The organism is Klebsiella sp. FDAARGOS_511 (assembly GCF_003812845.1).
Taxonomy (GTDB): domain Bacteria; phylum Pseudomonadota; class Gammaproteobacteria; order Enterobacterales; family Enterobacteriaceae; genus Klebsiella; species Klebsiella grimontii.
The window spans coordinates 3,253,489-3,271,333 of the sequence record NZ_CP033824.1; the positions used below are offsets into that span (position 1 = coordinate 3,253,489).

Below are 17,845 nucleotides of genomic sequence, written 5' to 3' on the forward strand. Positions count from 1 at the left end.
GCCGCGATGCGAACCCGGCTTTTTTATGCGTGATGGCCACAACGGCCAGACTTATCGCAGTAATACCCGCCTGCGCGCGGCGCCTGACATTGAAATTCACCCAACTATCCCCCATTCTAGATCCCATGCTACAGCGCGGGACGCGCGCTTCATTCACCCTATTCAACAGGACTGCGCATATGACCAATCCATTACTGACGCCTTTTTCATTACCGCCATTTTCTGCAATCAAACCCGAGCACGTGGTCCCCGCGGTCACTAAAGCGCTGGATGACTGCCGGGCGGCGGTAGAGCGCGCGGTGGCGCAAGGGGCGCCGTATACCTGGGAAAATCTTTGCCAGCCGCTGGCGGAAGTGGACGATGTGCTGGGGCGCCTTTTTTCTCCGGTCAGCCACCTGAACTCGGTTAAAAACAGCCCGGAGTTGCGCGAAGCCTACGAACAAACCCTGCCGCTGCTCTCCGAGTACAGCACCTGGGTTGGGCAACATGAAGGTCTGTATAAAGCGTACCGCGACCTGCGCGACGGCGACCATTACGCCACCCTGAATACCGCGCAGAAAAAAGCGGTCGATAACGCGCTGCGTGATTTTGAACTCTCCGGTATTGGCCTGGCGAAAGAGCAGCAGAAACGCTACGGCGAAATCGCCGCTCGCCTCTCCGAGCTGGGCAATCAGTACAGCAACAACGTGCTCGACGCGACCATGGGTTGGACCAAGCTGATCGCCGATGAGTCCGAGCTCTCCGGGATGCCGGAAAGCGCGCTTGCCGCGGCGAAAGCCCAGGCTGAAGCCAAAGAGCAGGAAGGGTATCTGCTGACCCTGGATATCCCGAGCTATCTGCCGGTGATGACCTACTGCGACAATCAGGCGCTGCGTGAAGAGCTGTATCGCGCGTATTCCACCCGTGCCTCCGACCAGGGGCCGAACGCCGGAAAATGGGATAACGGCCCGGTGATGGCGGAAATTCTTGCCCTGCGCCATGAACTGGCGCAGCTGCTGGGCTTTGACAGCTATGCCGATAAGTCGCTGGCGACCAAAATGGCGGAAAATCCGCAGCAGGTGCTCGACTTCCTGACCGACCTGGCCAAACGCGCCCGTCCGCAGGGTGAGAAAGAGTTGGCTCAGCTGCGCGCCTTCGCCAAAGCCGAATGCGGCGTTGATGAGCTGCAGCCGTGGGATATCGCTTACTACAGTGAAAAACAGAAGCAGCATCTTTACAGCATCAGCGATGAACAGCTGCGCCCGTACTTCCCGGAAAACAAAGCCGTTAACGGCCTGTTCGAAGTGGTTAAGCGTATTTACGGCATTACCGCGAAAGAGCGTACTGACGTTGACGTCTGGCATCCTGAGGTGCGCTTCTTCGAACTCTATGATGAAAATAACGAGCTGCGCGGCAGCTTCTACCTCGATCTCTACGCCCGCGAACACAAACGCGGCGGGGCGTGGATGGATGACTGCGTCGGCCAGATGCGCAAGCTTGACGGCACGCTGCAAAAGCCGGTCGCTTATCTGACCTGCAACTTTAACCGTCCCGTCAGCGGTAAGCCGGCGCTGTTCACCCACGATGAAGTGATCACCCTGTTCCACGAATTTGGTCACGGTCTGCACCATATGCTGACCCGTATCGATACCGCTGGCGTCTCCGGCATCAGCGGGGTACCGTGGGATGCGGTCGAACTGCCGAGCCAGTTTATGGAAAACTGGTGCTGGGAGCCGGAAGCGCTGGCGTTTATCTCCGGCCACTACGAAACCGGCGAGCCGCTGCCGCAGGAGCTGCTGGAGAAAATGCTGGCGGCGAAAAACTACCAGGCGGCGATGTTTATTCTGCGCCAGCTGGAGTTCGGCCTGTTCGACTTCCGCCTGCATGCAGAGTTCAGCCCGCAGCAGGGCGCGAAAATCCTCGAAACGCTGGCGGAAATTAAGCAGCAGGTCGCGTTGATTCCTGGTCCGTCGTGGGGCCGCTTCCCGCACGCCTTCAGCCATATCTTCGCCGGAGGTTATGCGGCGGGCTACTACAGCTACCTGTGGGCCGACGTGCTGGCGGCGGATGCCTTCTCGCGCTTCGAAGAGGAGGGGATCTTCAATCGCGAAACCGGCCAGTCGTTCCTCGACAACATCCTTAGCCGCGGCGGTTCGGAAGAGCCAATGGTCCTGTTCAAACGCTTCCGCGGTCGCGAGCCGCAGCTGGACGCGATGCTTGAGCATTACGGTATTAAGAGTTAATCCTGTTGTGAAAATTTGTTTAATTGATGAAACGGGCGCCGGAGACGGCGCCCTATCCGTTCTGGCTGACCGCTGGGGGCTGGAGCAGGATGAGGACAACCTGATGGCGCTGGTGATGACGCCCGAGCATCTGGAGCTTCGCAAGCGCGATGAGCCGAAGCTTGGCGGCATCTTCGTCGATTTTGTCGGTGGGACGATGGCCCATCGGCGCAGGTTCGGCGGCGGCCGCGGCGAGGCGGTGGCGAAAGCGGTGGGCATCAAAGGCGACTACCTGCCGGATGTGGTCGATGCGACCGCCGGTCTGGGAAGGGATGCCTTTGTTCTTGCCTCCGTGGGCTGTCGCGTGCGGATGCTCGAGCGTAACCCGGTGGTTGCCGCGCTGCTCGACGATGGCCTGGCGCGCGGCTACGCCGATGCGGAGATCGGCCCGTGGTTGCAGGAGCGGTTGCAGCTGATCCACGCTTCCAGCCTGACGGCGCTGACCGATATCACCCCGCGTCCGCAGGTGGTCTATCTCGACCCGATGTTTCCGCATAAGCAGAAAAGCGCGCTGGTGAAGAAAGAGATGCGGGTATTTCAGTCGCTGGTGGGGCCGGATTTAGACGCCGATGGTCTGCTGGAACCGGCGCGACGGCTGGCGAGCAAACGGGTAGTGGTTAAGCGACCGGACTACGCGCCGCCGCTGGCGGACGTGGCGACGCCGAACGCGGTCGTGACCAAAGGCCACCGGTTTGATATATACGCCGGAACGGCGGTTGAGCCACAATCCGGGCATGTTTCTGACTGAAATAGCGTGCGTGCTTCCCCCGGGGGCGGCGCTCATCGCGCCTTGCCCGGGCTATGGGTTCGTGCGGTCTGGGGGGGGTAGCCCGGATAAGGCGTTAGCCGCAATCCGGGAAACCTTGTCGGCGGCCGCGTTTTTACGCGCTTTTTGTATTAATCATCCGGTTCAGCCACGGCACCATGATCGCCATGACCACCGTTACGCCCAGGGTCACCAGGCCAATTTTGCTGAAGACATCGGTATAAATCGGCAGCGTCTGTAGCGGGTCGGTAATATTGTCCGGTACGGCGGTGAAGGTCGCCACGTAGCCGCCCAGCAGGAACGCGGCAGCCTGCGTCAGGAACCACATCCCAAGAATAAAGCCCATCAGATGCTGCGGTACCAGCGCGGCGACCATCGCCAGCCCCAGAGCGCTAATCAGCAGTTCCCCCAGGCTCTGGAACAGATAGACCAGCACGATAAACCACGGCGAGGTCAGCCCCTGGGCATCGGCAAACCACATTCCCGCGGCGGCGGCCGTCAGAAAGCCTAGCGCGCACAGGAACATACCGAGGGTGAACTTCATCGGCATGGTCAAATCTTTGCCCTTATTACCCAAACGCGTATAGATAGCGGCGAGGATCGGACTGGCAACCACTACCCAGAACGGGTTTAGCGCCTGGAAACTCACCGGATTAATCGCGAAGCCGAGAATTTCATGATGGACGTTGTTGATCGCAAAGAAGTTGAGTGAGGTGGGCATCTGCGCGTACAGAATATAAAACAGCACCGCTTCCAGCATCAGGATAAAGGCGACGAACATTTTGTTGCGTCCGGTCTTATCCAGCTTGAAGGCCTCGCGGAAGAAAAAAATCGTCACCACCACCGAGAGGATAATCAGCACCAGGTTGGCGATTTTGACGTTATGCATCAGCCAGGCGCAGAGAAAAATCATGACCACCGTTCCGGCCAGCACGTACAGCAGATTGCGCAGGCTTAGCGGCCTGCGGTCCGGCTCAGAGCCGATATCCTTCACCATTCCTCGACAGGCGAAGTAAACCAGCAGGGCGACGATCAGCCCTGCGCCGCACAGGTTGTAGGTCACCGCGTAGCCAAACTTATCGGCAATCACCGGCGCCAGCGAGAGCGACAGCAGCGAACCGATATTGATCGACATATAAAACAGCGTGAAGGCGCCATCCAGACGGGCATCTTTTGGCGGATAGCACTTAGATAGCAGGCTCGCCGGGTTGGCTTTAAATAGCCCGTTTCCCACCGCAATAGTCCCCAGCGCGATGAAAATCAAATTGGGTTGGTGCAGCGACAGGCCGGTCATAAAGTAGCCCGCTGCCAGCACAATCGCGCCCAGAACCAGCGTACGTTTCGTACCCAGCAGATGATCGCCGACATAGCCGCCGATGGAGATAAGGCCGTAGACCAGCGCGGCAAACGCGCCGAAGGTAATAAACGCCTGCTCCTGAGAAAAACCAAGCTGTTTAACAAAGAATACAGCCAGGATGCCCTGTACGCCGTAATAGCCAAATCGCTCCCATAGTTCCACAAAAAAGATCATGAAGAATGGGCGAGGTTGCTGCAGCAAGCCTGTCGGTGCGGTTGAATTCATCTTTCTTCGCCTTTAAGTCCTGTCCGGAAAAGTATGAACGCGTATGCCAAAACGCGCTGAAAAAGCTTTATTTTGCGTAATGATATGATGTTCATGGCTGTTAACAAATTATTATATGGGTAAATTGCCGGTGAAATGGTTGATCAGTCTGGCATTGTGGTGATTATGTGGATGTATGTGCTTTTTCTGCAGTGGGTGAGGCGAGAAACAAAAACGCCCGCGTTAGCGGGCGTTGGTCATCAGCGAATTAAATAACGTCCTGTTATTCGTCTTCTTCGTCGCGCAGTGGGACAATCAGCATATCAACGTGAACGGTGTTGATAAGCTGACGCGCTGAGGACATTAGTTTGCTCCAGAAGTCCTGATGGTGACCACAAACCACCAGGTCCATATCATATTTTTTAATCGCATCAACCAGAACCTGGCCGAGATCGCCGCTGCCGCTGAGGGTCTCAGTGATCGGGTAGCCCGCGTTAGTCGACAGCTCGCTTAACGCGTGATGAGTCTCTTCAGAGATGCGTTTCTGCATGTCGCCCAGATTGACGTCAATAAGGCCGGTGTAGAGATCGGAGTAATTCACATCCACGTGGATCAGGGAAACTTTTGCATTGTAGGGACGGGCCATAGAAACGGCTTTTTCTACCAGTACTTTGCTTTCCGGGGACAGGTCTACTGCAATAAGAATATGTTTGTAAGCCATAGTGTTACTCCTTCCATAAGTTGTCGATGACCGTTGGACCTGACAGCCAGCGCTGCCGCTTCGCCCGCGTCCTGCGTGCTACATTCGCGGGGGCTAGTCCTTAAGGACCTAATTGTAGAAGATATTTCTACCTTATAGCGCCCCTCGCGATCCGTCAATCCACCTTGTTCAGCGAATAGTTAAACAAATATATCCGACTTATGCATTGATAATGATTAACGTTGTGGTAAAAAAATTAACTGATCTCCTACACTATTTAATGAGCCGGTCGGATAAATAAACGTGATCGGAATCGCACTCTTTTACTGTACAGTCGGTTTGCTATTGGGGAGCGGTAGTCCCGGAGGGAGCCTCCGAGGACGGGTCGCCGGGGAGGAGGTATGATCAGCACTATTGCGCTGTTTTGGGCCCTGTGTATCGTATGTGTAGTGAATATGGCACGCTACTTCTCGTCGCTGCGTGCATTGCTTGTTGTGCTACGTGGTTGTGACCCTTTGCTCTATCAATATGTCGACGGCGGCGGTTTTTTTACGTCGCACGGACAGCCCAGCAAACAGATGCGCCTGGTGTGGTACATCTACGCTCAGCGCTACCGCGATCACCATGACGATGAGTTTATCCGCCGCTGCGAGCGGGTTCGTCGGCAGTTTATCCTCACCAGCGCGCTATGCGGCCTGGTGGTGGTCAGCATGATTGCCCTGGCTATCTGGCACTAGTTTTACGGCAGGCAAAAAAAACGGGCCAGTTTCCTGACCCGTTTGTCTCTCTTCTGACTGATACCCGCTTAGATAAACTGCAGCGAGAGCCAGTACAGCGCACCGGACAGCAGAATCGCTGCCGGCAGGGTGAGCACCCAGGCCATCAGGATGCTGGTGACGGTTTTCTTCTGCAGACCGCCGCCATCAACGAGCATCGTCCCCGCTACCGAGGAGGAGAGCACGTGGGTGGTGGAAACCGGCATCCCGGTATAGCTCGCCAGACCAATCGATACGGCTGCGGTCATTTGAGCTGACATACCCTGCGCGTAGGTCATCCCTTTCTTACCGATTTTCTCGCCGATAGTGGTCGCCACGCGACGCCAGCCGATCATGGTGCCGATTCCCAGCGCCAGAGCAACCGCCATAATAATCCAGATTGGCGCATACTCGATGGTGCTCAGCATATCGGTTTTCAGCTTCTTCAGCAGACGCTTATCGTCAGCATTCACTTCCGGCAGTTTAGCCACTTTATCGGTGGTGTCGGAGATGCAGAGCATAATACGGCGCAAATGGCTACGCTGCTCAACGGAGAGCGTGTCGTAGCTTTCGGTGCCGGCCAGCATCGTCTTCACGCGGTCAAGCGCGTTGATGGTGTTTGCCGGGTGGCAGTGAAACTCGCCGTTAGCGGCTGCCCCTGCGTCCGGAGACGGAATGAGCTGCTCGGCGCCGGTCGCTTTCTTCAACAGCTCAGGGCGCTGCTGGAAGAAGGTTTCCACATTGTTGACCGCATCGCGGGTACGGGTGATTTCGTAGCCGGAAGCGTTCATATTGACCACGAAGCCCGCCGGAGCAACGCCGATCAGAACCAGCATCACCAGGCCAATGCCTTTCTGGCCATCGTTCGCGCCATGGGAGAACGCGACGCCAATGGCGGACAGAATCAGCGCAATACGCGTCCAGAATGGCGGCTTTTTCTTGCCGTCTTTCTTTTCACGCTCGGCTGGGGTCAGGTGGATACGGGCGCGTTTTTTGGTTCCGCTCCAGTAGCGACGCAGAATGAAAATCAGGCCGCCCGCCACAACCAGACCCACGATTGGCGAGATGATCAGCGAGCCAAAAATACCCATGACTTTCGGGATGTTCAGCGCATCTACCACCGACGTGCCGGTCATCAGCGCATTGGTTAAACCAATACCGATGATCGCGCCGATCAGAGTGTGCGAGCTGGAGGCCGGAAGGCCGAAGTACCAGGTGCCGAGGTTCCAGATGATTGCCGCCAGCAACATGGAAAAGACCATGGCGAGGCCATGCGCTGAACCCATGTTAAGCAGCAGGTCGGTCGGCAACATATGCACGATGGCATAGGCTACGCTGAGACCGCCCAGCAGAACGCCGAAGAAGTTAAAAAGAGCCGCCATCGCCACAGCAAGCTGCGACCGCATTGCGCGTGTGTAAATCACAGTTGCAACAGCGTTTGCGGTATCATGAAAACCATTGATCGCTTCGTAAAAAAGCACGAAAGCCAGAGCAAGCAATAATAATAGCCCGGTATGTAAATCCAGACCGGCAAATAAATGTAGCATAGGACGTTACGCCATTTTGAGGACATGAACGCGGCGCATTATCAGTGACTTTCGCGGCGCGGGCAAAGTGAAATATAGACTTTTTTTGATTTTCTTCCTGTTTAAGTTTTACCTTGTTGGGAGTATTCCTATATCTTTCAATAAGGTACATAAATCTGTTTTTTTCAGGCTGGTGCGACCAGAATGAAAAATTTACAATTCCCGACAATCGGGATATGAGGAATGTTGTGTGGAAAGGTTTGATGCCATCGTAATCGGCGCCGGAGCGGCGGGAATGTTTTGTGCGGCGCAGGCGGGGCAGGCAGGTTGCCGGGTACTGTTGCTCGATAATGGCAAAAAGCCCGGGCGTAAGATCCTGATGTCCGGCGGTGGCCGTTGTAACTTTACTAACATGTATATCGAACCCGCGGCATATCTCAGTCAAAACCCGCATTTTTGCAAATCTGCGCTGGCGCGCTACACCCAGTGGGACTTTATCGATCTGGTTGGCAAATACGGTATTGCCTGGCATGAGAAAACTCTGGGCCAGCTTTTCTGCGATGATTCCGCCGAGCAAATCGTTAACCTGCTGCTGGCCGAGTGCGAAAAAGGCGGCGTGCAAATTCGTCTGCGCAGCGAAATTATCGGCGTTGAACGGGATGATGAGGGCTACACGCTACAGCTTAACGGCGAGACGGTGGCGGCGAAAAAGCTGGTGGTTGCCTCTGGCGGACTGTCTATGCCGGGCCTCGGCGCCTCGCCGTTTGGCTATAAGCTTGCCGAGCAGTTTGGCCTGAAGGTGCTGCCGACCCGAGCGGGCCTGGTGCCGTTCACCTTGCATAAGCCGCTGCTTGAACAGCTGCAGGTGCTTTCCGGGGTGTCGGTACCCTCGACCATCACGGCGGAAAATGGGACCGTCTTCCGGGAAAATCTGCTCTTTACCCACCGCGGGCTGTCCGGACCGGCGGTACTGCAAATTTCCAGCTACTGGCAGCCGGGAGAATTCGTCAGCATCAATCTGCTGCCGGATTGCCATCTTGATGACTTCCTTAACGAGCAGCGTGCGGCGCATCCCAATCAGAGCCTGAAAAACACCCTCGCGATGCAGCTGCCGAAGCGGTTGGTTGAATGCTTACAGCAGCTGGGCCAACTTCCGGATGTCACCCTGAAACAGCTTAACGTTCGCGAGCAGCAGGCGCTGGTTGAGACGCTGACCGCATGGCGCGTCCAGCCGAATGGTACCGAAGGCTATCGCACGGCGGAAGTGACCCTCGGCGGTGTCGATACGAATGAGCTCTCTTCGCGCACCATGGAAGCCCGAAAGGTGCCCGGTTTGTACTTTATCGGCGAAGTGATGGACGTCACCGGCTGGCTGGGAGGCTATAACTTCCAGTGGGCGTGGGCATCAGCCTGGGCTTGCGCGCAGGCTTTAGCGGAACAGAAATAACCGCTTGCTCTGTATCCGCGGACCCGGCTCCGCCTTATCCGCTGATATTGTGCTGCTTTAATTTGCGCCACAGGGTCGTGGGACTGATGCCGAGCATCACCGACGCTTTGGTTCTGTCCCCGTCGGTTTTTTCGATGACATGGGTAATCAGCCGTTTCTCTTGTTTCTTTAATAAATCGGTTTCATCTGATGTCACGCCCGTGGCCGGGAAGTGAGAGCTCTCGTTGTCGCCATCCGGTGAAATTTGACCGATCTGCAGCAAAACGTCTTTGCTCACTCGATCGATGTCCAGCAGGACGATGAGCCGGTAGATAACCGCCTGAAGTTCACGAATGTTGCCAGGCCAGCTATAGCGATGCAAAAAATCCACCGCGTCGGGGGTGAATGTGATTTGCTTACCTTGCTGATAAAGCAGGTTCTGAATCAACAACATGATATCGCCCGGTCGTTGGCGTAAGGCCGGTAGACTCAACTCAAGAATATTAATTCTATAGTACAGATCCCGCCTGAACTCACCGCTGGCGACGAGCTGGCGCAGATCCTTATTGCTGGCGGTGATCAGGCGAAAATCGGCGGTGATCAACGTATCGCCCCCGAGACGAGAGAATTGCTTCTCTTGTAACACGCGCAGCAGCTTAACCTGTACCGATAACGGCGCTTCGCTGATTTCATCGATAAACACTGTGCCGTTCATCGCCATTTCAAACACCCCCGGTTTTCCGCCCTTACGTGCGCTGGTAAATGCGCCGTCGGCATAGCCAAAGAGTTCGCTTTCCAGAATACCCTCAGGGATGGCCGCGCAGTTAATCGCGATAAAAGGGCTATGGCTTCTGGCGCTATGGTTATGAATACTTTGGGCGAAAAGCTCTTTGCCTGTGCCGGTATCGCCTAAAATATGAATGGGAAGTTCGTGGCGGGCGCACAGTTTAGCTTTTTTTATGACATCGCGTATCGCCGGAGACTGGCCAATAATGTCGTCGAAAGACCAGGTTGTGGAAAAACCGCGGAGCTTACTTTTTTTGCTGATACTATTTTGCCAAAGCGAGCTTTCCTGGCTTAACCCCGTAATAACGGCATAAGATATTTTTGGGTTAGAAAAATGGCGCACGGAAATATGAATCGTTACGCCGTTAATGTCTATAGCCTGCTCTTTGATGTCTAATTCATTAATAATGCTGGCATAAATCTCTTTAAAGGCTTCTTTTTTGAATAGTTTATCTCCGGCTTGACATTGAAATAATTCAACACCGGTGGCATTGATATTTATAATTTCACCAAGCTGATCAATGCACATAATACCTTCACGCGCCTGATTCAAGGCTGAATGGCTCATGATTAGCTTGCTGTTTTCTCGATTAATGTATTTCAATAAACTGTGAGATTCATTGATGGCCTGTTCAATGGAAATGTTATCGGTATCACCCATGATTGCATTGAGGTGATATTTTTGCGCCATTTCAGCAACGGTCAGGCCGCCGATTACGGTATGATAATTATTCTCCGAAAGATTCTTTATAACATTTTCAATATCGTGATGGTTGTAAACCTGACAAATTTTAAACTCTTCATTGGTCATGTTTTGGTAATGGCGCAAGGCGCTACAAAATTGCGGGAAGCCAACGGCGGCAATTTTTTGCGATTTGCTGTTGGCTTCTTGTAAGATGCGATAAACGCCATGAAAATCATGGGCGATTTCAACGACAGGGATAGTAATGTTGCTACGCAAGAGTGCGGCGGTACCGCCCCGGCTAATAATTATCTTAGTGCCGGATTGAATCATCTCATGGGCTTTGTCGAGAACATCTGAATAACGAAATTCATAGACGGGGATGTCGAGCTTTCTTTCAATAAGGACATTCATAATTCTTTGGGTTATTGTCCTGGAAACTGAAAAGATAACAATTTCATTATTATTCATGCATTATTCTCGCAGGCATCAGAGTAGGCAAGCCTTAGTATATGATGAGACCGAGGAGAAGCAATGAGGGAAGTCATGTTATGAGTGATTCAGAATAAAAGCCCTACGCCGATGTAGACGTAAGGCTTCATAATTAGCGATTAGAAGCGCAGGCGGCGATAGACGATTTGACCATTACACAGAGTTGCGCAGTTATCAATGTAACGGTCCCCTTCAATTTTAACGCCCTGAGTATCTTCAAAAACAATCTTCTCTTTTCGCAGCTTAACAATGGAAATATCAGCACAAGCACCGGGCGCCAGGGTACCAATTTGTCCCTGCATTTTCATTAAGCGCGCCGGCGTAGCGGTTACCGCGCGAACGATATCGAAGAAGGACATTCCCATGTTGAGATATTTCGACATGACGTGGAGCAGACTGTAGACCTTATCCGTCCGTAAGCTATTTCTCAGGGTGAGATCGGTACTAATGATATCCGGATAGAATCCCTGCTCCATGGCGGTTCTGGCAACGTGAAAATCAAAGTGGGCCACGCCGTTTGAACAGTCGAAGATAACCCCCCGGGTCTGCGCCTCTTTTATCGCCGCATAGACCTCGCCCTGTTCATTAAGAATCGAGTGGCCGGTACCGTGGAAGCAGTGTGCGTAAATATCATCGGCATTAAAATAACGGATCAGTTCATCGGCACAGAGAAGCGAGTCCGTGACGTGAACGCAAATCGTGGTATCCAGTTTACGCGCCAGGGAGACGGTAGAGAGAAGCGGGTCGCTGGCGTACTGTTTCCCTTTGGCGATATCCTGGCTGTAGCGTAGTTTCAAGCCGAGAATATTGTCTCTATTGCCATTTAGGGTTTGGGCTATCTTCTCTTCGTTGTAATTTGCCGGGTTGGTATTTTCCAGATAACCGGTCGGCCCGCCCCCGAGGGTGGAAAGCCCGACGTTGACCACGTTCAAATAGCTTTTGATTTTCACCATGGCAGGATGAATCACGCTGTTGCGAAAAAGCTGATAATTCACCCAGCCGCTGCTGCCGGCATCGACCATGCTGGTGACCCCGTTGGGCAAGCATACGATATCAGGGTTGACGCTGATGGCGGTTCCGCCGTGAAAAACATGACCATGGAAGTCGATTAAACCAGGCAGCACGATACAACCCGCGGCATCAATCACCGTTTCGGCCTGCAAATCGTCAACGGCATTTAAGTCCACGATGCGATTACCGATAACGCCAATATTGCGATTAATATAATCATGGCCTTCGAGATCGGCGACCAGACCGTTTTTAATCAGAATATCCAGTTTCATTTTTTGCTCCTGTTAAATGCCGATAAACTTCCAGTAGGGGATACCGATCAGGAAGAAGATTAATACGTTGACCACCACCATGATGGTGCCCAGCATCCAGAACGTTTTTTGCGGGACATAGCCGCTGGAGAACGTAAATACGCCAGCGCCGTTGCCGTAGTGCGTAAGCAGTGCGCCGTATCCTGCGGAGAAGGCCAGAGAAAGCGCCACGTACATAGGATGCGCCTGGGTCGTCATTCCCAGGGTAAAGAGTACCGGATAGAAAGAGACGACGAACGCGCTATTCGAGACAAAGAAATAGCGGACAGCAAGGCTGATAAAGACCAGGACGGCAATCGCGCTGATTTCATTCAGGTGCGACAGGTCGAGATAGTTTTTGATAACGTCCACCAGAAAGACGTAGAAACCGCCTTTTGATAGGGCAACCGCACATCCATAAAACGCGCCATACCAGACGAAGGTTTGCCAGGCCGATTTTTCACTCACCACGTCATTCCAGCTCAGCACGCCGAAAAGCAGCAGACAGGCGAGAAACGCCAGGCCGACGGGAATAAAGGCGATACCGGTGATGGAACCCGTCATCCAGCCGAGCACGCCCAGAACAAAGAACACGATCAGCAGCTTCTCTTCGCGTTTTACCGGACCCAGCTCACGCAGACCCTTCTCGGCAATTTCATTGACGTTATCGATAACTTTCAGTTCCGGCGCGTAGATTTTATACAGTATCCACGGCGCGAGCAGCAGCACCAGTCCGGCAGGCACCACGGCAGCTTTAAACCAGGTCATCCATTCGAGATTCACTTTCATGATCTCATTGGCCAGCGAGACGGTAATCGAGTTAGTCGCCATCCCCGTCAGAAACAGGCTGGAGGTTCCCATTGAGACGACGTACATCAGGATGGTCAGATAGGCGCCGATTTTCCGGCTACCGTCGTCGGGCTTAGAGCCCAGCGCTTCGGCGATGTTCCTGAAGATGGGATAGGTGATGCCTCCCGAACGGGACATATTTGAACCCGTTGCCGGGGCCAGTACGGTATCCGTCACCATCATCAGATATCCCAGGGTGAGGGTATTTTTACCGTAGCGTTTTAGCAGCAGATAGGCGATACGTTTACCCAGTCCGGTGATAACAAACGCTTTGCAAATAATAAAGGCGCTGATAATAAACCAGACCATAGGGCTGCCAAAACCGGCAAACAGGGGAGCAGGGTCGAGAACCAGAGAGGCAAACCCGAGAATAATCAGCATAATGACCGCATCGGTAAACGGGCGCAAAACCAGCCCGCACAGCATCGCCAGATAGATGCCAACCATATGCCAGGTCGGTGCGGAGACGCCTTCCGGGTGCGGTATTATCCAAAATAAAACGGGGAAAAAGATAATGGGCAAGAGTTTTAAATAAAGCATTTTTATTACCTTTGCTTTAATGCCGCGGCCCTTCAGGGCACCGCGGCCTGATATTATTTAATCAAATTAACGATACATGTCGTCGATAAACTCAACGCCTGTCTCATCCAGTGATTTTTTGACCCAAAGGCGATTCGCGGTGCCGTTTTTGGCGGCCTCTACTTTGCTGGCATCGAATTTTGCATACTCTTTGGCTTTATTCAGTACGGCTTCTGCGTCGCCGAGGGGGATTACAATCACGCCATCCGCATCGCCGACGATCAGGTCGCCCGGACAAACCGCGACGCCGCCAACGGCGATCGGCGTGTTCACCTCTCCCGGACCTTGTTTAAACGGGCCCGCGGGATTGGAGCCGGTGGCGAACAGCGGAAAATCGAGAACCGACAGCGCATCGATATCGCGGATAGGTCCATCCAGCACGATACCGGCGACTTTCTTCATGCAGTGGGCATAGGCCACCATGATCTCGCCCATCAACGCTCGCGAGCGGTCGCCTTCGTTGGAGACCACAATCACATCGTTCTCACCCGCCATATCCAGCGCGGCGTGCAGCATCAGGTTATCGCCCGCGCGAACTTTTACGGTGATGGCGAAGCCCGCCATAATCGGTTTTTTCGGCGAAGAAATACGTTTAATTCCGTTACCCAGTACGGCAATGCGGTTCATGGTGTCAGCGATATTCGCCGCCGGGAGCTGTTCAAATTCTTTAAGGAGATCGACGCTGCAGGCTGGACGTTTTAAAAAAATGCGGTTACCAATAGTCATGTTCTTTCTCCTTAAAAACCCGGGACCGGCCAGGACGGCTTCTTACCGGATAAGACTTCATCAATGCCAATAGCGGAATGGAGCGATGCTCTGTCGGTCGCTTCGATAGTGGCGGCGCCAATGTGCGGGGCAATCACGATATTGCTTAGCGAGAAAATCGGATCGTTGGCATCAAACGGCTCTTTCTTTAAAACATCCACGCCCGCCCCGGCGATAGCGTGGGTGCTCAAGGCGTGATACAGCGCTTTTTCATCGACCAGCTTTCCGCGTGCGGTATTAATGAAGTAGGCGGTGGGCTTCATCATGGAAAACTGTTTCTCACCGACAAAATCAGTGGTTTCCGCGGTTGTTGGGCAGTGCAGAGAAACAAAGTCGCTTTCTTTGAAAATACGGTCAAAATCGTCGGTAAGCTCTACGCCTTCGGGGATCTGCTGCTGAGTTTTATACGGATCGTAGGCGATAACTTTCATATTAAAGCCATGCAGCGCTTTTATTGCCACGCGTGAACCGATATTTCCCACGCCAATCAGGCCCAGCGTTTTACCATCCAGTTCCACTTTTGGCGTGCGCAGTTTTGCCCAGTAATAATCTTCAAGCATCTTTTCCTGTACCAGCTTGAAATTACGCGAGCAGTGCAGCATATAAAATATGGCCAGTTCGGCAACGGACATACTATTAGCAATGGGCGCATTTAATACGACTACGCCATGACGTTTAGCGGACTCCAGATCGACCGTATCGTAACCAGCACCATGTCGTGCAACGACTTTCAGCTTTTTAGCCGCCTCAAATACGCGATCGGACATTTTTGAAAGGCGTACGATAATACCGTCGCAATCCCCAATGTCGCGAATGATATCTTCTTCTTCCATCCCTGAGCCGTTAATCAGCTGATAACCGCGGCTTTCCAGATATTCTCTTCCTTCCGCCATGATTTCCTGCGGGAGTAAAATTTTGTAGGTCATTTAACTATCTCCAGTGTTGATTACGTGGAGGTAATTGCATGGGGTGTGCCATAAATTAATATTGTGCGAATTTAATTTTCAACTACATGATAAATATGCAGTTTTTTTATTTTTATTTTTGCGGCTGAGTGATGCTCTTCACATATTAAGATAGTGCTGTGGGTTGGGATATTTAATTTTGAAATGGTTGAAATGCAAAATTAAATGAGGCGGCTATTCGCCTCACATTTTCTGTTGTTGATGCAAAGTAAAGGTTTGTTTGTATCCATTGACATTGTTCAGCGGACAACTTAAAACGTCAGGGTGACGTTTTCTCAAGGGGAATTATTGCCAGTGAATAAACTACAGCTGGAGATATTCATGCTTATGGTTCAGGAGGGGAATATTCATTGCGTATCTCAGCGGCTAAGTATTGAACCCTCTTCGATAACAACCAGCATTTGTGCGCTTGAAAATGCGCTGGGTTTCAATCTTATTAAGCGCGGCAGGAATATCAGAAAAGTTATCTTAACGGAAAAAGGGCACGCGTTTTATCGACTTGCCCCAGAGTTACTGAGATTGCTTAATGTGATTGCGGATATTCGGGCAGGAATAAAACAGCCCGGCAAATCTTTCCCGCCGGGCAAGATAATCAGTTCAGCCCAAGGAAATACTGGGCGATTTTGAAGTAGATAATCAGTCCGGTACCATCGATAAGGGTGGCGATAAACGGCGCTGAAACTACCGCCGGGTCGATACCGACGCGTTTGAGCGTCAGGGGGATCACCGACGATACCACCGCGCTCCACAGGGTAATACAAACCAGCGTCAGGCTGACGATCAGGGTGATCTCCATGCCGATGCCCATCATCCAGGCGCGCAGGCAGCCCGCCAGACCGAGCGTAATGGCGATCAGCAGCGAGGTTGAGACCTCTTTACGGATCACGCGCCCCATATCGCGCAGCCGCACTTCCCCGAGCGCCATGGAACGCACGAGGGTGGAGGTGATCTGCGTCCCGCTGTTACCGCCGGTACCAATCAGCAGCGGAATGAAAAAGGCCAGCGCGATAGCTGACTCCAGCGCCTCTTCAAAATGCTGTAACACGCTGCTGGTGTAGGCTTCGGCGACAAAGAGCAGCAGCAGCCATACCGAACGTTTTTTCCATAGCGCCCACGGGCTGGTTTCCAGATAGGGCTTTTCCAGCGGCAGCGTTGCCCCCTGGCGCTGAGCATCCTCGGTCACGTCATCCTCCAGCAGATGCGCAATCTCTTTTTCCATCAGGCAGCCGACCAGCTCGCCCTTTTCGACCACCGGCACGAGATCGAGCCCGCGCTCGGCCAGTTCGGCGACCACCTGTGGACGCGGGTCGTCAGGCCTGACGCGAAACAGGCAGCTATCCATTAAATAACGAATGGATTGTGCGGCATCGCTCTCCTGCAGCAGCTTTTTTATCGATAAGCTGCCGCGCAGTTTTTTTCCGGCGACGACAAAAACCTGGCCGGGGATCTCATCGCTGGCCAGCTGAGAAACAAACAGCTCGCGGGCTTCATGCACGCTAAGATGTTCCGGCAGGGTGATGAAATCGGTACGCATGTACTGGACGATCGCGTCGCCGTCGAAAGCCGAGGTGGCGTGGTGTGCGGCGCGCAGTTGAATGGAAGACATGGTGTAATTCCCTATAAAAAATCACTCATAGGGGCGAACAAGACAGGATGAGCACAGGCAGATCCCTACGTCCTGGTTTTAGCACTGCACAACGTATCTGTCCGGCATGAACGCCGTCAGAAGTTACCTTGGCAACACCTTGATTCGATGGAAGCCTGTATTTCCCTGAGTGGTCTCTCTCGATACCAACAGGGCGGTAACTTATGTTTATGCAGGAGCCTCGCCATAACGAGATCGTTAAATGAGACGTGATTATTAGCGAAGTGAAATAATTAACCAAACGTATAATTCATGTTGTTTATTAATCGTTGAGAAAAACCGCTACGAGGCGCATGGGCCAACGAGCCAGCATGATAGCGTTAGCTCCGCTCGCGAGTTAAAAAGCCGTTTATCGCCGCGCACAGTTTATGAGTAGGGGGATTCCTTCTCCGTCGGCAGGCACTGCAAATGGCCGTGGCGCACGCCGCGCTGGGCGATAACGTCATCGGCAAAATGCTGAACGTCGCCCATATCGCCTTTCAACACGGCGATTTCGAGACAATCATCGTGGTTGATATGGACGTGAAGGGTGGCGACCGAGAGATCGTGGTGGTGATGCTGGGTGGAGACTAAACGGCTGGCGAGATCGCGTTTCTCATGCTCATAAACATAGGAGAGGACCGCGAAGCCTTGGGTACCTTGCTCCTGAGTGGTTTCCTGGGCCAGCGCGCCGCGCAGAATATCGCGGATGGCTTCGGAGCGATTGTGATAGCCACGGCGCTGGCTGAGGTTATCCAGCATGTCGAGTAAATCGTCATCGAGAGTAATCGTGATACGTTGCATCTG

General features: G+C 53.2%; 15 protein-coding genes and 1 riboswitch. Of the genes, 5 read left to right on the top strand and 10 right to left on the bottom strand.

Annotation, left to right across the window (positions count from 1 at the left end; all coding sequences use genetic code 11):
* Nucleotides 1-179 precede the first annotated feature (179 nt).
* Nucleotides 180-2,222 carry an oligopeptidase A gene (gene prlC / locus EGY08_RS16555; RefSeq protein WP_004126271.1) on the top strand — a complete coding sequence of 681 codons (2,043 nt, stop codon included), beginning with the start codon at nt 180-182 and terminating at the stop codon, nt 2,220-2,222.
* Nucleotides 2,223-2,229: 7 nt separating this feature from the next.
* The gene (gene rsmJ, locus EGY08_RS16560; protein WP_004126270.1) at nt 2,230-3,009 is read left to right on the top strand and encodes a 16S rRNA (guanine(1516)-N(2))-methyltransferase RsmJ; all 780 of its coding nucleotides are present in this window, start codon (nt 2,230-2,232) and stop codon (nt 3,007-3,009) included.
* 133 nt (nt 3,010-3,142) lie between these two features.
* Here the strand turns inward: rsmJ and dtpB are convergent, their stop codons facing one another.
* A complete protein-coding gene (dtpB, locus tag EGY08_RS16565) occupies nt 3,143-4,585 on the bottom strand; it encodes a dipeptide/tripeptide permease DtpB (protein WP_235891275.1) in 1,443 nt (480 codons plus the stop codon).
* A gap of 286 nt (nt 4,586-4,871) precedes the next feature.
* Nucleotides 4,872-5,309 carry a universal stress protein UspA gene (uspA, locus tag EGY08_RS16570; RefSeq protein WP_004126268.1) on the bottom strand — a complete coding sequence of 146 codons (438 nt, stop codon included), beginning with the start codon at nt 5,307-5,309 and terminating at the stop codon, nt 4,872-4,874.
* 380 nt (nt 5,310-5,689) lie between these two features.
* Between uspA and uspB the strand changes: the two genes are divergently transcribed.
* Complete coding sequence (gene uspB / locus EGY08_RS16575; protein ID WP_004126267.1) at nt 5,690-6,025, top strand: universal stress protein UspB; 336 nt, start codon at nt 5,690-5,692, stop codon at nt 6,023-6,025.
* Nucleotides 6,026-6,093: 68 nt separating this feature from the next.
* Here uspB and pitA read toward each other — a convergent pair whose 3' ends face one another.
* Complete coding sequence (gene pitA / locus EGY08_RS16580) at nt 6,094-7,590, bottom strand: inorganic phosphate transporter PitA (protein ID WP_004126266.1); 1,497 nt, start codon at nt 7,588-7,590, stop codon at nt 6,094-6,096.
* 229 nt (nt 7,591-7,819) lie between these two features.
* Between pitA and EGY08_RS16585 the strand changes: the two genes are divergently transcribed.
* The gene (locus EGY08_RS16585) at nt 7,820-9,016 is read left to right on the top strand and encodes an NAD(P)/FAD-dependent oxidoreductase (protein WP_032741979.1); all 1,197 of its coding nucleotides are present in this window, start codon (nt 7,820-7,822) and stop codon (nt 9,014-9,016) included.
* Between the two features lie 34 nt (nt 9,017-9,050).
* On the opposite strand, the gene EGY08_RS16590 is transcribed toward EGY08_RS16585, so the two are convergent.
* The 5 genes from EGY08_RS16590 to EGY08_RS16610 form a co-directional block, all read right to left on the bottom strand.
* Nucleotides 9,051-10,934 (bottom strand): sigma-54-dependent Fis family transcriptional regulator, encoded by a 1,884-nt coding sequence (locus EGY08_RS16590; RefSeq protein ID WP_004126264.1) that lies wholly within the window; start codon nt 10,932-10,934, stop codon nt 9,051-9,053.
* A gap of 140 nt (nt 10,935-11,074) precedes the next feature.
* On the bottom strand, nt 11,075-12,238 hold the full coding sequence (locus EGY08_RS16595; RefSeq protein ID WP_004126263.1) for a metallo-dependent hydrolase: 1,164 nt from the start codon (nt 12,236-12,238) through the stop codon (nt 11,075-11,077).
* 12 nt (nt 12,239-12,250) lie between these two features.
* Nucleotides 12,251-13,645, bottom strand: coding sequence for a DASS family sodium-coupled anion symporter (locus EGY08_RS16600; RefSeq protein ID WP_004126262.1), 1,395 nt, complete (start codon nt 13,643-13,645; stop codon nt 12,251-12,253).
* Between the two features lie 66 nt (nt 13,646-13,711).
* Complete coding sequence (locus EGY08_RS16605; RefSeq protein WP_004126241.1) at nt 13,712-14,410, bottom strand: RraA family protein; 699 nt, start codon at nt 14,408-14,410, stop codon at nt 13,712-13,714.
* Between the two features lie 11 nt (nt 14,411-14,421).
* Nucleotides 14,422-15,375, bottom strand: coding sequence for a hydroxyacid dehydrogenase (locus EGY08_RS16610; protein ID WP_004106636.1), 954 nt, complete (start codon nt 15,373-15,375; stop codon nt 14,422-14,424).
* A 360-nt stretch (nt 15,376-15,735) separates the two neighbouring features.
* Between EGY08_RS16610 and EGY08_RS16615 the strand changes: the two genes are divergently transcribed.
* Entirely contained in the window at nt 15,736-16,041 is a 306-nt protein-coding gene (locus tag EGY08_RS16615; RefSeq protein ID WP_004126236.1) for a LysR family transcriptional regulator, read from the top strand.
* On the opposite strand, the gene EGY08_RS16620 is transcribed toward EGY08_RS16615, so the two are convergent.
* Both EGY08_RS16620 and nikR read right to left on the bottom strand, forming a co-directional pair.
* Nucleotides 16,007-17,020, bottom strand: coding sequence for a magnesium transporter (locus EGY08_RS16620; protein ID WP_004126233.1), 1,014 nt, complete (start codon nt 17,018-17,020; stop codon nt 16,007-16,009). The two genes, EGY08_RS16615 and EGY08_RS16620, sit on opposite strands and share 35 nt — an antisense overlap.
* A 56-nt stretch (nt 17,021-17,076) precedes the next feature.
* Nucleotides 17,077-17,260: riboswitch (M-box (ykoK) riboswitch) on the bottom strand.
* 165 nt (nt 17,261-17,425) lie between these two features.
* On the bottom strand, nt 17,426-17,842 hold the full coding sequence (gene nikR, locus EGY08_RS16625) for a nickel-responsive transcriptional regulator NikR (protein WP_004126232.1): 417 nt from the start codon (nt 17,840-17,842) through the stop codon (nt 17,426-17,428).
* Between the last annotated feature and the right edge of the window lie 3 nt (nt 17,843-17,845).

Coding starts and splice junctions, on each gene's coding strand:
- prlC (WP_004126271.1), top strand. CDS start 180: ATGACCAATCCATTACTGACGCCTTTTTCATTACCGCCATTTTCTGCA.
- uspA (WP_004126268.1), bottom strand. CDS start 5,309: ATGGCTTACAAACATATTCTTATTGCAGTAGACCTGTCCCCGGAAAGC.
- uspB (WP_004126267.1), top strand. CDS start 5,690: ATGATCAGCACTATTGCGCTGTTTTGGGCCCTGTGTATCGTATGTGTA.
- pitA (WP_004126266.1), bottom strand. CDS start 7,590: ATGCTACATTTATTTGCCGGTCTGGATTTACATACCGGGCTATTATTA.
- EGY08_RS16590 (WP_004126264.1), bottom strand. CDS start 10,934: ATGAATAATAATGAAATTGTTATCTTTTCAGTTTCCAGGACAATAACC.
- EGY08_RS16595 (WP_004126263.1), bottom strand. CDS start 12,238: ATGAAACTGGATATTCTGATTAAAAACGGTCTGGTCGCCGATCTCGAA.
- EGY08_RS16600 (WP_004126262.1), bottom strand. CDS start 13,645: ATGCTTTATTTAAAACTCTTGCCCATTATCTTTTTCCCCGTTTTATTT.
- EGY08_RS16605 (WP_004126241.1), bottom strand. CDS start 14,410: ATGACTATTGGTAACCGCATTTTTTTAAAACGTCCAGCCTGCAGCGTC.
- EGY08_RS16610 (WP_004106636.1), bottom strand. CDS start 15,375: ATGACCTACAAAATTTTACTCCCGCAGGAAATCATGGCGGAAGGAAGA.
- EGY08_RS16615 (WP_004126236.1), top strand. CDS start 15,736: ATGCTTATGGTTCAGGAGGGGAATATTCATTGCGTATCTCAGCGGCTA.
- EGY08_RS16620 (WP_004126233.1), bottom strand. CDS start 17,020: ATGTCTTCCATTCAACTGCGCGCCGCACACCACGCCACCTCGGCTTTC.
- nikR (WP_004126232.1), bottom strand. CDS start 17,842: ATGCAACGTATCACGATTACTCTCGATGACGATTTACTCGACATGCTG.